The sequence below is a fragment of the Bacillus sp. RC51 genome (assembly GCF_044908115.1).
Classification (GTDB): Bacteria; Bacillota; Bacilli; order Bacillales; family Bacillaceae_G; genus Bacillus_A; species Bacillus_A mycoides.
Genome location: NZ_JBIYCW010000006.1, coordinates 228,665 through 243,994, shown reverse-complemented (window position 1 = coordinate 243,994; position 15,330 = coordinate 228,665). Strand labels below are relative to the sequence as shown.

At 37.6% G+C, this 15,330-nt stretch carries 13 protein-coding genes; 2 read left to right on the top strand and 11 right to left on the bottom strand.

The genetic code is table 11. The features are described from left to right. Window positions 1–97: 97 nt before the first annotated feature. The 6 genes from hemL to hemA are packed head-to-tail and all read right to left on the bottom strand — an operon-like array spanning window position 98 to window position 6,279. Entirely contained in the window at window positions 98–1,387 is a 1,290-nt protein-coding gene (gene hemL, locus ABH959_RS15170) for a glutamate-1-semialdehyde 2,1-aminomutase (RefSeq protein WP_002138492.1), read from the bottom strand. Then, window positions 1,387–2,376 (bottom strand): porphobilinogen synthase, encoded by a 990-nt coding sequence (gene hemB / locus ABH959_RS15165; RefSeq protein ID WP_002138493.1) that lies wholly within the window; start codon window positions 2,374–2,376, stop codon window positions 1,387–1,389. The genes hemL and hemB overlap by 1 nt, the downstream gene beginning before the upstream one ends. Window positions 2,377–2,396: 20 nt before the next feature. Next, on the bottom strand, window positions 2,397–3,149 hold the full coding sequence (gene hemD / locus ABH959_RS15160; protein WP_404492785.1) for a uroporphyrinogen-III synthase: 753 nt from the start codon (window positions 3,147–3,149) through the stop codon (window positions 2,397–2,399). Between the two features lie 2 nt (window positions 3,150–3,151). After that, window positions 3,152–4,081 (bottom strand): hydroxymethylbilane synthase, encoded by a 930-nt coding sequence (gene hemC, locus ABH959_RS15155; RefSeq protein ID WP_002034194.1) that lies wholly within the window; start codon window positions 4,079–4,081, stop codon window positions 3,152–3,154. A gap of 15 nt (window positions 4,082–4,096) precedes the next feature. After that, complete coding sequence (locus tag ABH959_RS15150; protein WP_002015354.1) at window positions 4,097–4,930, bottom strand: cytochrome c biogenesis protein; 834 nt, start codon at window positions 4,928–4,930, stop codon at window positions 4,097–4,099. Between the two features lie 17 nt (window positions 4,931–4,947). Continuing rightward, a complete protein-coding gene (gene hemA, locus ABH959_RS15145) occupies window positions 4,948–6,279 on the bottom strand; it encodes a glutamyl-tRNA reductase (protein WP_002034196.1) in 1,332 nt (443 codons plus the stop codon). 417 nt (window positions 6,280–6,696) lie between these two features. On the opposite strand from hemA, the gene ABH959_RS15140 reads away from it, so the two are divergent. Both ABH959_RS15140 and ABH959_RS15135 read left to right on the top strand, forming a co-directional pair. Then, window positions 6,697–7,149, top strand: a complete 453-nt coding sequence (locus ABH959_RS15140) for a MarR family winged helix-turn-helix transcriptional regulator (RefSeq protein WP_002015350.1) — start codon at window positions 6,697–6,699, stop codon at window positions 7,147–7,149. A gap of 2 nt (window positions 7,150–7,151) precedes the next feature. After that, window positions 7,152–7,568, top strand: a complete 417-nt coding sequence (locus tag ABH959_RS15135; RefSeq protein WP_002015349.1) for an organic hydroperoxide resistance protein — start codon at window positions 7,152–7,154, stop codon at window positions 7,566–7,568. A 35-nt stretch (window positions 7,569–7,603) separates the two neighbouring features. Here ABH959_RS15135 and yihA read toward each other — a convergent pair whose 3' ends face one another. The 5 genes from yihA to tig form a co-directional block, all read right to left on the bottom strand. Next, window positions 7,604–8,200, bottom strand: a complete 597-nt coding sequence (gene yihA / locus ABH959_RS15130) for a ribosome biogenesis GTP-binding protein YihA/YsxC (RefSeq protein ID WP_002088829.1) — start codon at window positions 8,198–8,200, stop codon at window positions 7,604–7,606. Then, a complete protein-coding gene (gene lon, locus ABH959_RS15125; RefSeq protein WP_219303602.1) occupies window positions 8,197–10,527 on the bottom strand; it encodes an endopeptidase La in 2,331 nt (776 codons plus the stop codon). Before lon ends, yihA begins: the two co-directional genes overlap by 4 nt. Before the next feature lie 185 nt (window positions 10,528–10,712). Continuing rightward, complete coding sequence (lonB, locus tag ABH959_RS15120) at window positions 10,713–12,383, bottom strand: ATP-dependent protease LonB (protein WP_002034202.1); 1,671 nt, start codon at window positions 12,381–12,383, stop codon at window positions 10,713–10,715. Window positions 12,384–12,489: 106 nt separating this feature from the next. Next, window positions 12,490–13,749 (bottom strand): ATP-dependent protease ATP-binding subunit ClpX, encoded by a 1,260-nt coding sequence (clpX, locus tag ABH959_RS15115; protein WP_000472285.1) that lies wholly within the window; start codon window positions 13,747–13,749, stop codon window positions 12,490–12,492. A 264-nt stretch (window positions 13,750–14,013) separates the two neighbouring features. Beyond that, window positions 14,014–15,291, bottom strand: a complete 1,278-nt coding sequence (tig, locus tag ABH959_RS15110; RefSeq protein ID WP_002034203.1) for a trigger factor — start codon at window positions 15,289–15,291, stop codon at window positions 14,014–14,016. Window positions 15,292–15,330 lie beyond the last annotated feature (39 nt).

Sequence of the window (15,330 nt, the reverse complement as noted above, 5' to 3'; positions counted from 1 at the left end):
TCCCAAACTATATGTCATTACAGATTTATGTTCCCTAAGGCTACTTTATGAATAAAAAAAATCGCTCCCCTAATGGAAAGCGATTTTCTCTAAGAAATTATGCTTTTAATTTTGACATTGCAATTTCGGCCGCTGCAATTGTCGCCTCAATATCTGCATCACTATGTGCTGTCGATAAGAATAAACCTTCAAATTGAGAAGGTGGTAAAAATACACCTTGTTCTACCATTTCACGATAGTAAGCTGCAAAGAATTCTAAGTTTGAAGATTTTGCTGCATCATAATTAATAACTTGCTCATCCGTAAAGAAAATACCAATCATAGAACCTGCACGATTAATGTGATGCGGGATATTATGCTTTTCAGCTGCCTTACGTAGTCCAGCCTCTAATATTTCTGCTTTACGCTCAAATTCCACATATGATTCTGGCGTTAACTGCACTAACGTTTCATAACCTGCTGTCATTGCAAGTGGATTACCCGATAATGTTCCAGCTTGGTAAATCGGTCCACTTGGTGCAACTTGACGCATAATCTCTGCCTTCCCACCGTATGCTCCTACCGGCAAGCCACCACCGATTACTTTACCTAAACAAGTTAAGTCAGGAGTTACACCGTAATAACCTTGTCCACAATTATAAGCAACACGGAATCCTGTCATTACTTCATCAAAAATAAGTAGTGCACCGTTTTGCTCTGTCACTTCACGAAGTCCTTCTAAAAACCCTGGTTGCGGGGGAACAACACCCATATTCCCTGCCACTGGTTCTACAATTATACAAGCGATATCATCACCGAATTGTTCGAAAGCATATTTTACACTTTCTAAATCGTTATACGCTACTGTAATCGTATTTTTCGCTACACCTTCTGGTACACCAGGGCTATCTGGTAAACCTAGCGTTGCTACGCCCGAACCTGCTTTAATCAATAAAGAATCACCATGACCGTGATAACAACCAATGAATTTCAAAATTTTGTTACGTCCAGTGTAACCACGAGCTAAACGTAGTGCACTCATTGTCGCCTCTGTTCCAGAGTTAACCATACGCACAATCTCAATTGATGGTACACGCTCAATAACAAGCTGCGCTAATTTATTTTCAATTTCTGTTGGTGCACCAAAGCTTGTTCCTTTTTCAGCAACAGCTTTTAAAGCCTCAACAACACGATCATTCGCATGACCATGAATTAAAGGTCCCCACGATAATACGTAATCGATGTATTCATTCCCATCGATATCATATACTTTAGAGCCTTTTCCGCGCTCCATAAACAGCGGATTCATACCAACAGACTTAAAAGCACGAACAGGGCTGTTTACGCCTCCAGGCATTAAATTTTGAGCCTCTTCAAACGCCGCAATCGACTTATCAAATTTTTTCATTATTTAGCGCCTCCTTCTTGTAACCATCTTGCTGCATCTTTTGCATGATACGTAATAATCAAGTCTGCTCCTGCGCGTTTCATGCTAATTAATTTCTCAAGTACAACTTCTTTTTCATTAATCCAACCATTTTGCGCTGCTGCTTTAATCATCGAATATTCACCACTTACGTTATAAGCAACGACTGGTAAGTTAAAGTTATTTTTCACATCACGAACGATATCTAGATAAGAAAGAGCTGGCTTTACAATTAAGAAGTCGGCCCCTTCCATTACATCTGATTCTGCTTCACGGAATGCTTCCATACGGTTCGCTGGGTCCATTTGATATGTTTTACGGTCACCAAACTGCGGTGCACCATGTGCTGCATCACGGAACGGTCCGTAAAATGCTGATGAATATTTCACAGCGTACGACATAACTGGTACGTGCGCGAAACCATTTTCATCTAATGCATGGCGAATCGCCGTTACGAATCCGTCCATCATGTTAGATGGTGCAATAATGTCCGCTCCTGCTTTCGCTTGACTTACAGCTGTTTTTGCAAGAGCTGCAAGAGACTCATCATTTAAAATAACGCCATCTTCAATAACACCGCAATGACCATGGCTTGTAAATTGACATAAACATGTATCTGCAACTACCACTAGCTCTGGGAACTCATCTTTAATTTGCTTAATTGCACGCTGTACAATTCCATGCTCACAATATGCCGATGATCCAACTTCGTCCTTTTCAGCAGGTAAACCAAATACAATAACAGAACGAATACCTAAATCAACGACCTCTTGCATTTCAGCTTGCAATAAATCTAAAGACATTTGATATACGCCTGGCATAGAAGGAACTTCATTACGAATATTTTCTCCTTCTAATACAAAAATAGGGTAAATAAAATCTTCTGTATGTAAAAATGTTTCACGTACAAGCGCACGCATGCCCCCGCTTTGTCTTAAACGACGATGACGATTAAATTGTAAAGAATTCATAGATTTCTATCCCCATTCTTTTATTTTATAGATTCACAAATGCATTGCAGTAATGCTTCTACAGTGTACTCTTTTGGCACAATAACATGTGGAAAATAGAGGTTCGCCTCTTTTTCCGTAATAGGCCCTATACAAGCAATTGTACATTTTTTCGTCCATTCTCTCCAGTTTGTACCCTCAAGTAAACGAACAAAACTATCAACAGTTGAAGGGCTCGTAAATGTAATAATATTTACTTCTCCTAATTTCAATGCTGTTATAAGTTCTTGTTTTTTCTCTACATTCACCTTCGTACCATATACAATTAACTCATCTAGAAAAACACCAAACTCCCTAAGTTTAACCGGGATTACATCTCTTGCTAAATTCCCTTTCGGAAATAAAATACGATCGTTTCCACTTAATTCTTTTAGAAACTCTTCGGCAAATGTTTCTGCAACAAATGAGGTCGGAACAAAATGAACTTGATAGCCCCTTTTTTCTAACTCTAATTTTGTTTTCACGCCTACCGCAGCGATTTTAATAGTTAATGGTATTTTTGTTTCTAAACCATCTAGAAAAAAAGCTACACCATTTTTACTCGTAAAAATAACCCAGTCATACGAATGTAGTTGCCTTGTTATACGTTGAATTTGCCTATGAGATGTGCCTTCCATACGCAAAAGCGGAATTTCCAATGGAATTCCGCTCCTTTCTTTCACTGCTACACTCATTTGTTTCGCTTGATGCTGGGCACGTGTAATCAATACTGTTTTGCCAGCGAGAGCGTTCATATTTATTGTTGCTCCTTATTTGCAGCAAGGATGAGCTCTTTTGCTCCTTGTTTAATTAAACGGTCCGCAGCCTCTAATCCAACTTGCTTCGGATCATTGCCTACTACTATCTCTTTCAATAAAACAGAACCGTCCATAGAACCGACAAGCGCTGTTAATTCGATTGCATCATTTTCTTTAAGAGTTGCATATCCAGCGATTGGAACTTGGCATCCACCTTCAAGTTTATGAAGAAATACTCGTTCAGCAGCCACTGTTCTTTCTGTTACTGCATCATTAATATGCGCTAACAACTGAAGTAAATCCGTATCATCCTCACGACATTCAATCGCTAATGCACCTTGTCCTACGGCTGGTACACATAACGTTTCATCTAAATGTTCTGTAATAACTTCTCCGTCCCAGCCCATTCTCTGTAATCCAGCTGTCGCTAAAATAATTGCATCGTAATCTTCATCTTTTAACTTACGTAAGCGTGTATCGATATTCCCACGAATCCATTTCACTTGTAAATCTGGTCTCGCAGCTAGTAGTTGTGCACTACGTCTCAAACTACTCGTTCCTAAGATCGCGCCTTCTGCTAAGTCTTTAAACGATTCTCCGTTTTTAGAAATAAAAGCATCACGAGGGTCAACGCGCTTTGGCGTACAACCAATCGTTAATCCATCTGGAAGTACAGCTGGCATATCTTTCATACTATGTACAGCCATATCAATTTCTTTCGTAAGTAACGCATGTTCAATTTCCTTTACAAATAAACCTTTTCCGCCTACTTTTGAAAGAGTAACATCTAAAATAACATCACCTTTTGTGACGATTTCTTTCACTTCAAATTCATATGGTAAACCAAGCGCTTTTAATTGATCAATAAACCAATTAGTTTGTGTTAATGCTAGTTTACTCTTTCGTGAACCTACAATAATTTTGCGCATAATTCTCTCTCCTCATTATAAATACCAAAAGTGGAAATTAGATAAACTGCTTAATAGAAAAATGTTAACTAGCATTACGAGAAATGCCCCGATATTCCACTGCACAATTTTCTTACCTTGCAACACATCTGCTGCTCGTAAATATAAGCCCACGCAATATACAAATAGAACGACAAAAGACCCAATTACTTTCGTATCATACCAATGGAAATTATCCAATTTTGTATATCCCCATATGCATCCTAATATAATTGCTAATAAGAAAAACGGAACAGAAAATAAATTTAATCCGTAAGACATAGATTCAAGCTTCGGCAAATTTCCTAATCTTCTTAATCTCGCATTCCACTTTTTCTTTTTTAATAGTCGGTATTGCAATAAATACATAATAGAAAAAATAAACGATACAGTAAACGTTGCATAAGAAATAATCGCCATACCGACATGCACGTATACAAGTTCTGAAACTAATTGCTCTGCAAGTACTGGCGACATCTTCCCGAGCGGTGTAAAAATAGAAAAAGCGCTTACGCCAAATGCTACAACATTTGTAAAAAAGACTAAAAAGTCAATACGCATAAATCGATTAATGACTAATGACATCGTAATCAATAACCAAACATAAAAATAAATCCCTGATAATAAAGTTAAAATAGGATTCGTTTCTGAATCTGTAGCCCTAAGCAACATAAAGATAGACTGCAGAACCCATACAATCGAAAGTAACCAAAAAGCAAAGCGGTTCGCCTTTCGGTTACTTTGGAAATAATCTATAAAATATAAACTAATGCTACAAGCATATAAAATAATTGCAATATGATAAATAATACTGTTATTTAAAAAACTCATCCGATCATCCTTCCAAGTTATAAAGATGGAACGGATGGTGTCCACGCTCTTTTATGTTCTACTTCTTCCGTATTTCCCGCTTCTTCCACTTCTAAATCAAAAATCTTCGCAAATAAAGCTAATTTTTCGCCAGCTCCCTCTTCAACAGCTAATTCTTTAGCTACTAAAATTGGGTCTTTTAACAATTGGTTAATAATACTTTTCGTATGTTTACTAATTACTTTTTTCTCACGATCACTAAGGTTTGGTATTTTTCGCTCAAGACTTTCCATCGTATCACTTTGAATTGCTAGCGCTTTATCACGAAGAGCTGATATTAACGGTACAACACCAAGCGTACTTAACCACGTTTTAAATAAAACCATTTCTTCTTCAATCATAAATTGAATTTTCTCTGCTTCTTTTAAACGTTCAGCACGGTTTGCTTCAACTACACCTTGCAGATCGTCGATATCATATAAGAAAGAGCCTTCTAATTCATCAATCGCCGGATCAATATCACGTGGTACTGCAATATCAACCATAAATAACGGACGACCAGAGCGCATTCTCTCTACTTTTGTCATCATTTCTTTCGTAATGACATATTCTGACGCACCCGTTGAACTAATTAAAATATCCGCTTCTAATAATGCACATTGCAATTCACTTAAAGGCTTTGCATGTCCCATATATTTCTCAGCCATCACTTCCGCTTTCGTAAGCGTCCTATTCATAACCGTTACTTTACGAGCTCCACTTCCATATAAGTTTTGCAGTGCAAGTTCACCCATCTTACCCGCACCAAGAATAAGTACATGACAATCTGTTAAATCGCCAAATATTTTCTTTCCGAGCTCAACAGCAGCATAACTAACAGACATCGCACTTTCACCAATCGTTGTTTCTGAGTGCGCACGTTTTGCTAACGTAACCACTTGCTTAAACAACTCATTAAAAATTGTACCTGTCGCTTTTACTTGTTGTGCTTCTAAAAAGCTATCTTTTATTTGACCTAAAATTTGCGTCTCTCCAACAACCATAGAATCCAAACCGCACGTTACGCGGAATAAATGATCTATTGCGCCATCTTGTTCAAAAATAGACAAGTATGGTGCGACTTCTTCTATTTCAAGCTGAAACCAATCAGCTAAAAACTTCTTAATGTAATACCGTCCCGTGTGTAATTGATCGACAACAGCGTAAATCTCAGTGCGATTACAAGTTGATACAATGACATTTTCTAGCACGCTCTTTTGGTTTTGTAATGTAGTCATTGCTTGCTCTAGCTCTGCTGCCTGAAATGTGAGTTTCTCACGAAATTCTACAGGGGCTGTTCGATAATTTACACTAACAACAAGAATATGCACGCAGCATGTCCCCCTTCACCCGTTTTATCACTTTATCTACTATCATAATACAACTTTCCTCTTATGAATCTGACAATCGTGTGAACAACTGATTATTTTTTATTTATTCTCCATATGTAATAAAGGAGCTTCAGTAAGATTAATAAAGAACTTTCTACTTTATAATAATTATAAAATAATAACTCTATTTGTACGTTACCAAAAAAAGTCCTCATAATCAAGTGATGGAAACTATTCCATATTAATTATAACATCATCTTTTCTATCTTCTTTCATCATGAAGGAAAATATGTATGATTGTTCCAAAATATAGTACTCACTTTCTCGATGCAATGCATTTGACATTGTATTTCTTTTTCGTTATATTGGTTTTACAAAATTAAATTGCGCACAACTTAAAAACACAAGGAGTTGCCTATGAAAGAAAATCCTTTGCATCTAGATAACCAACTTTGTTTTTCTATTTACGCTTGTTCTAGAGAGGTTACCCGCTTTTACCGCCCCTATTTAGAAGAAATGGGCATTACGTATCCCCAGTACATTACTTTACTCGTACTCTGGGAACAAGACGGACTAACAGTGAAAGAAATTGGAGAACGTCTATTTTTAGATTCTGGTACTTTAACACCTATGTTAAAACGGATGGAATCATTAAAACTTGTACAACGTGTTCGTTCAAAAGAAGACGAGCGAAAAGTTTGTATTGAATTAACAGAACAAGGTAAAGATTTAAAAGAAATAGCTTGTTCATTACCAACAACGATGGCTACAAATTTAGGAATTACAGAGCAAGAATATCATTCTTTATTAATCCAATTAAACACATTAATTGAAACAATGAAAAAAATTAATGACAGAAAAGGGGAATAAACATGGATAAATTATATACTGCTTCAGTAACAGCAACAGGTGGAAGAAACGGTAAGGTAGTTTCAGATGATGGCATATTAAATCTTGATGTAAAAATGCCAAAAGCACTAGGTGGCGCAGGCGGAGAAGCAACAAATCCAGAACAATTATTTGCAGCTGGTTATGCGGCTTGCTTTGATAGTGCATTGCAACTTGTAATTCGTACAAAACGTATGAAGGTGGAAAGTACAGAAGTGACTGCACACGTTTCTATCGGTAAAGATACAGATGGTGGTTTCGGACTATCTGCTGTACTTGACGTACATGTTGCTGGTGTTTCTCATGCCGAAGCACAAGAACTTGTAGAAGCCGCTCACGGTGTATGTCCTTACTCTAAAGCAACAAGAGGAAATATTGAAGTTACATTAAACGTACGCTAAAAGTTTAGTAAATAAAAAAAAACGCGCGACATTCGTCACGCGTTTTTTGTTTTTGTCATTTTATGAATTGCTTTCCATGCTTCTTCTTTTCCAAGTCCTGTTTCAGAAGAGAATAGAACGATTTCATCGCCAATTTCAACAGCAAGCGTTTCTTTTACAACTTTTAAATGCTTTTGCCATTTCCCTTTCGGAATTTTATCGGCTTTCGTTGCAATAATAATTGTTGGGATTTCATAATGCTTTAAGAAATCATACATCATAATGTCATCTTTTGTTGGTTGGTGACGTAAATCAACTACTAATACAGCTGCGTCTAATTGCGTACGTGTTGTAAAGTAAGTCTCAATCATTCTGCCCCATGCCGCGCGCTCTGTTTTAGATACTTTCGCATATCCATAACCTGGAACGTCAACAAAATGCATCATTTCATTGATTAAGAAAAAGTTCAGCGTTTGCGTTTTTCCTGGTTTAGAAGAAATACGTACTAACTTTTTACGATTTAAAATTTTATTAATAAAGGAAGACTTCCCGACATTAGAACGACCTGCTAAGGCAATTTCTGGTAAATCACTGTCTGGATATTGTTCCGGTTTAACGGCACTAATTACAATATCTGCTTTTGTTACTTTCATTGTTTCACTCCTACTAATGCGTGCTCCAATACTTCGTCTAAATGAGATGCAAGCACAAACGTAAGGTTTTCTTTTACGCTCTCTGGAATATCATCTAAATCTTTCTCATTTTCCGCCGGTAAAATAATTTTTGTTAATCCCGCGCGGTGAGCACTTAATGTTTTTTCTTTCAAACCACCAATCGGTAATACACGACCACGAAGTGTAATTTCACCTGTCATACCAACTTCTTTACTTACAGGAATACCTGTTAGTGCAGAAATAAGTGCCGTTGCCATCGTAATACCTGCTGACGGTCCATCTTTTGGAACTGCTCCTTCTGGAACATGAATATGAATATCGTTTTTCTCATGGAAATCCGGATCAATATGAAGTTCTTCTGCACGAGAACGAATATAGCTAAACGCGGCTTGTGCGGATTCTTTCATAACATCCCCAAGTTTCCCTGTTAAAATTAATTTCCCTTTTCCTGGCGCTACAGACACTTCAATTGCAAGTGTATCGCCGCCCGCTGCTGTGTAAGCTAAACCTGTTGCCATACCAACTTGGTCTGTTTTTTCAGCTTGACCATAACGGAATATATGCTTACCAAGTAAATCAACAATATTTTTCTCTGTTACAACAATGCGCTTGCGTTCTGCTGTAACGATAATTTTTGCTGCTTTACGGCAAACTTTTGCAATTTGACGCTCTAACGTACGAACACCAGCCTCGCGTGTATAATAACGAATAATTTCAAGAAGCGCTTCATCACGTACTTGCAAATTACCTTTTCGCAAACCGTGCTCTTTTAATTGTTTCGGCAATAAATGCTCACGAGCAATATGCACCTTTTCAAGTTCTGTATAACCAGCAATTGAAATGATTTCCATACGATCAAGCAATGGGCCCGGAACACTTGCAAGTGTATTAGCAGTTGCAACGAACATAACTTTCGATAAATCATATGGCTCTTCAATGTAATGATCACTGAAGTTATGGTTTTGTTCTGGATCTAACACTTCAAGTAACGCCGCTGATGGGTCTCCCCTGAAATCGTTAGACATTTTATCAATCTCATCTAATAAGAAGACTGGATTAACTGTTTTCGCCTTTTTCATACCTTGAATAATACGTCCTGGCATCGCTCCTACATATGTACGACGGTGACCACGAATTTCAGATTCATCACGCACACCACCAAGAGAAACACGTACAAAATTACGATTTAACGATGTTGCAATAGAACGTGCTAACGAAGTTTTCCCAACCCCAGGAGGTCCTACTAGACAAAGAATTGGTCCTTTTAATGAATTCGTTAACTTCTGTACAGCTAAATATTCAAGTACTCGTTCTTTCACTTTTTCAAGACCGTAATGATCTTTATTTAAAATTTCTTCCGAATGAGCGAGGTCAATCATATCCTCTGTTGCTGTTGTCCATGGGAGAGCTAATAACCAATCAATATAATTACGAATGACACCACTCTCAGCAGAACTTACAGGTAATTTTTCATAACGATCTAATTCTTTCAGTGCAGCCTGCATTGTTTCTTCAGGCATTCCCGACTGTTCAATTTTCTCACGAAGTTCTTCAACTTCCCCGCCCTTGCCTTCTTTATCACCAAGTTCAGTTTGAATTGCCTTCATTTGCTCACGTAAGAAATATTCTTTTTGCGTGCGCTCCATTGAACGTTTCACTTTTTGTCCAATTTTCTTTTCTAGGCTAAGTAACTCTTGTTCATCTTGAATAATTGAAATAAGTGTATGTAGTCGTTCTTTCACAGATACAATCTCTAAAATCTCTTGTTTCTGCTTCGTTTTAATTGGTAAGTGAGAAGCAATTAAATCAGCTAGTCTTCCCGGTTCTTCTACATCAGCTACCGTTGCAAATGTTTCATTTGAAACTTTTTTCGAAACTTTAATATATTGTTCGAAATGCTCCAGTAACGTACGCATAAGAGCCTTCTCTTCTAAATCATCTTCTACTTCTTCCGTTACCGTTTTAATAGAAACTTGCACTATATTTTCTTCTTCGATAAACTCTACTACTTCTGCTCTATGTAAACCTTCTACAAGGACACGAAGCGTACCGTTCGGCAATTTTAACATTTGCTTCACTTTCGCCACTGTACCTACACTATATATGTCATCTTCTTTCGGATCGTCGATATTCATTTCTTTTTGCATTGCTAAAAAGATGATATTTTCATCCATTGCCGCCTGCTCTAGTGCTTGTATCGATTTATCACGTCCTACATCAAGATGCAGAACCATCGTTGGATATACGAGAATGCCTCTTAATGGTAGGAGGGGCACAATTCTTTCATTCGTATTCATACTAGACATAGCACCTCCATAATAAATTAAACTCCTGTTCAACTATTTTATATTACAATACATCTAGATGCAATTGCAGAGATTCTTCGCAATTGTTAATCCCCTGTTTTTTTGTGCCTCACGAAAAGAAAAAAGACTCCGCTTAAGCATACAAACTTAAACGAAGTCTGGCAAATTTTTATTATTGTATATTCTCACATTGATTGTGCATCTGTTTCGTCCAAATCATTATGTGCATCAAGCTCACGATGCATATTTTCCTGCATAAATGTTAATTCAAATACTTCTTTTAATTTGCGAACAGGAATGATCTCAATTCCCTTTATTGTATACAAAAATGGTTGCATGTTTTCAGCCGGAATGATGACTTTCTTAGCTCCCGCTTTTTTCGCAGCTTTTATTTTTGCGTACACACCACCAATAGGCTTCACTTCTCCGTGGATACTTATCTCACCTGTCATCGCTACTTCATTATTCACATACGTACGATGCACTGCTGAATAGACACCTGTTGCCATAGCAATACCTGCTGAAGGACCATCAATCGGGATACCACCAGGAAAATTAATATGTATATCATACCCTTCTGGCAACACATCTAGAGAACGAAGTACTGTTAACACATTATCAACAGAGCCTTTCGCCATACTTTTGCGACGAATCGATTTCGTTTGATTTCCAATACTTTCCTCTTCTACAATTCCAGTGACATTTACTGATCCTTTATCTTTCGCAGGAATAGCTGTTACCTCAATTTCTAATAACGCACCTGTATTCGGCCCATATACAGCAAGCCCGTTCACAAGACCGATTCTCGGGATTGGATAAATACGTTTTTCGTACTTTGGTGTAAGCTGACTAGAATGAACAACCCATTCAATATCTTCATCTTTAATGAAAGGTCGTTCTTCATTTATCGCCATACCAGCAGAAATTTGCACGAGATTAATTGCTTCTCGCCCATTTCTTGCATACATTCCAATCATTTCGATACCGTTCTCACCTACTTGCATCTCCACTTTGTCAGCTGCATTTTTCGCTACTTTTTGAATTTCTTCTGTATCTAACTCACGGAAGAACACTTCTAAACAACGCGACCTAATTGCAGGAGGAATTTCCTCTGGTGAACGTGTCGTTGCACCAACTAAGCGAAAATCTGCAGGTAAACCTTTTTGAAAAATATCATGTATATACGTTGGAATCATCGAATTTTCTTCACTATAATACGCACTTTCCAAAAACACTTTCCGATCTTCTAACACTTTTAGCATTTTATTCATTTGAATTGGATGTAATTCACCAATCTCATCAATGAACAAAATACCACCATGCGCATCTGTTACAGCCCCTTTTTTCGGTTGCGGGATACCCGCTTGTCCCATTGCACCTGCTCCTTGATAAATAGGATCATGCACTGAACCAATTAATGGATCCGCAATACCACGCTCATCAAACCTAGCTGTCGTCGCATCAAGTTCGATAAATGTTGCATTTGTACGAAATGGAGATTTCGGATTTCGTTTCGCTTCTTCTAATACCAGGCGTGCTGCCGCTGTCTTTCCGACACCTGGCGGACCGTATATGATCACATGTTGCGGATTAGGACCACAAAGAGCCGCTTTTAACGACTTAATCCCGTCTTCTTGCCCTACAATGTCTATAAAGGATGTAGGACGTACCTTTTCCGCAAGCGGCTCTGTTAAAGAAACCTCACGCATTTTACGAAGCTGCTCTAATTCTTTTTTAGATTCTCGATCAATTGAAACTTTTTGTGTTCGCTGATTTCGAAGTAAATGCCAAAAATACAATCCGACAATTACGCCAAAAACAAGTTGAACAAGTAAAAATATATTTGTCCAGCTCATAATTCATTTCCTCCCGCTATGTTTTACCTTTTAGTATTTCCTGGGAGGAATAGTGCTAAACATAAAGAAAAACAGCAATTATAAAAATTGCTGTTTCTTCTTCGCATTATGCAGATGTTTTTGTATCAAGTACAGTACCGTCTTGTAACACCAATTTCGGTGGTTCATTATCAGCTACTGTTTCTTTCGTAAGAATACACTTCTCGATATCTTTGCGAGATGGAAGTTCGAACATTACATCAAGCATCAAGCCTTCAATAATAGAACGAAGTCCACGAGCACCTGTTTTACGTTCAATTGCTTTTTTCGCAATCTCAACTAGTGCACCTTCTTCAAACTCTAACTCAACATCGTCAAGCTCCAATAATTTTTGGAATTGCTTAACAAGTGCATTTTTCGGTTTAGTTAAAATATCTACAAGAGCATCTTCATCAAGCGGCTCTAGGTTCGCAATAACTGGAAGACGACCGATAAACTCCGGAATTAAACCGAATCTTAAAAGATCCTCTGGTAAAACGTGAGATAAAACATGCTTCTCATTTACATCAGCATTTTTCTTCTCAGCACCAAATCCAATTACTTTCTCACCAAGGCGACGTTTAATAATAGGCTCGATGCCATCAAACGCTCCACCACAAATGAATAGGATGTTCGTTGTATCAATTTGAATAAACTCTTGATGCGGGTGCTTACGACCACCTTGAGGTGGAACGCTTGCTACAGTACCTTCTAAAATTTTCAGAAGTGCCTGCTGTACACCTTCACCAGATACATCACGTGTAATTGATGGATTTTCGGACTTACGTGCCACTTTATCAATCTCATCAATATAAATAATTCCTTTTTCCGCTTTTTCTACATCGTAATCAGCCGCTTGAATTAGTTTTAGTAAGATGTTTTCTACATCTTCCCCAACGTATCCAGCTTCTGTTAAAGATGTTGCGTCCGCGATTGCAAATGGAACATTTAAAATACGCGCTAATGTTTGTGCCAATAATGTTTTACCACTACCAGTTGGCCCAATAAGTGAAATATTACTCTTCGCTAATTCTACATCATCAATTTTGCTGTTAGAATTAATGCGTTTGTAATGGTTATATACCGCTACCGCTAGTGCTTTTTTCGCGTTATCTTGTCCGATGACATACTCATCTAAGATTTCACGAATTTCTACCGGTTTCGGTACATCTTTGAATTCTACTTCTTCGTCCTTCGCAAGCTCCTCTTGTACAATTTCAGTACAAAGCTCGATACACTCGTCACAAATGTAAACACCTGGACCTGCAACTAACTTTCGAACTTGCGTTTGTGTTTTACCACAGAAAGAACATTTTAATTGACCTTTTTCATCATTAAATTTAAACATATTTTCACACCCCTTACAAAGTGCTAACCTCTTGCCTTCGTATGTACACGATAAATGTATCGTATGTAAATACATATTATGTCACTACGTAGCGAGAAATACAAATAATATGACTAGTTATGTACAAATAAAAAAATTTTAAAACTTTTGAAATATGTATATTCGACTTACAAAGGCACTTTTCCTTCTTCATCGAAAAGTTTTATAAATATATTTCTATATTTATAAAACAAGGCACGATTAAAATCGCGCCTTGTTATTTTATTATGCAGCGTTGTCTACTAAGAAGTCTACAGCTTTACGCACTTTAAGGTCTTCAGATAAAGCGTCTACGCTTCCAAGAGCTTGCTTGATAGCGTCTACTGGCATACCGTACATTTCAGCCATTTTTTCAACTTCTGCAGTTACTTCTTCTTCAGTAACTTCGATGTTTTCAGCTTCAATGATAGCTTCAAGAACAAGATTGATTCTTACACGTTTTTGTGCGTCCTCTTTCATTTGCTCTTTTAATTTGTCAGCGTCAGTACCTGTGAATTGGTAGTAAAGCTCAAGGTTCATACCTTGTTGGCTTAAACGTTGCTCGAATTCACGAACCATACGATCTAACTCAGTGTCGATCATAGCTTCTGGAATGTCGATTTCAGCGTTAGCAGCAGCTAATTCTACTACTTCGTCACGTACTTTGTGCTCAGCTTCGTGCTTTTTGCCTTCTTCTAAGTTTGTACGAAGTTTTGTTTTTAATTCATCAAGAGTTGCAACTTCTTCGTCAGCATCTTTAGCGAACTCGTCGTTTAACTCAGGAAGTTCTTTTGTTTTGATTTCATGAATTGTTACTTTGAATGTTGCTGGTTTACCAGCTAATTCAGCAGCATGGTACTCTTCTGGGAATGATACTTCAACTTCTTTAGAATCACCAGATTTAAGACCAATTACTTGCTCTTCGAAACCTGGGATGAAAGTACCAGAACCGATTGCAAGAGAATAGTTTTCGCCTTTTCCGCCTTCAAATGCTTCGCCATCAACGAAACCTTCGAAGTCGATTACAGCTGTATCACCATCTGCAGCAGTTCCTTCTTCTTTAACAACTAGTTCAGCTTGACGCTCTTGTAAAGCTTTTACTTCGTTCTCTACATCCTCGTCAGTTACAGTTGTTTCAACTTTTTCTACTGCTAAACCTTTGTAATCACCTAATTTAACTTCAGGTTTTACAGTAACTTTTGCAGTGAAAATTAAGTTTTGGCCTTTTTCGAATTTCTCGATGTCAATCTCAGGATGAGCAACTGGGAAGATACCAGCTTCATCGATTGCTTCACCGTATGCTTTTGGTAAGATGATATCTAAAGCATCTTGGTATAAAGATTCAATACCAAAGCGTTGTTCGAATAATGGACGAGGCATTTTCCCTTTACGGAAACCTGGTACATTAATTGTTTTTACTACTTTTTTGAATGCAGCGTCGATAGAGTTATTTACTTCTTTAGCATCAACTTCGATTGTTAAAACGCCAACGTTACCTTCTAATTTTTCCCATTTTGTAGACATTTATTCTTTCCCTCCAACTATAATAATGTATGCACATAC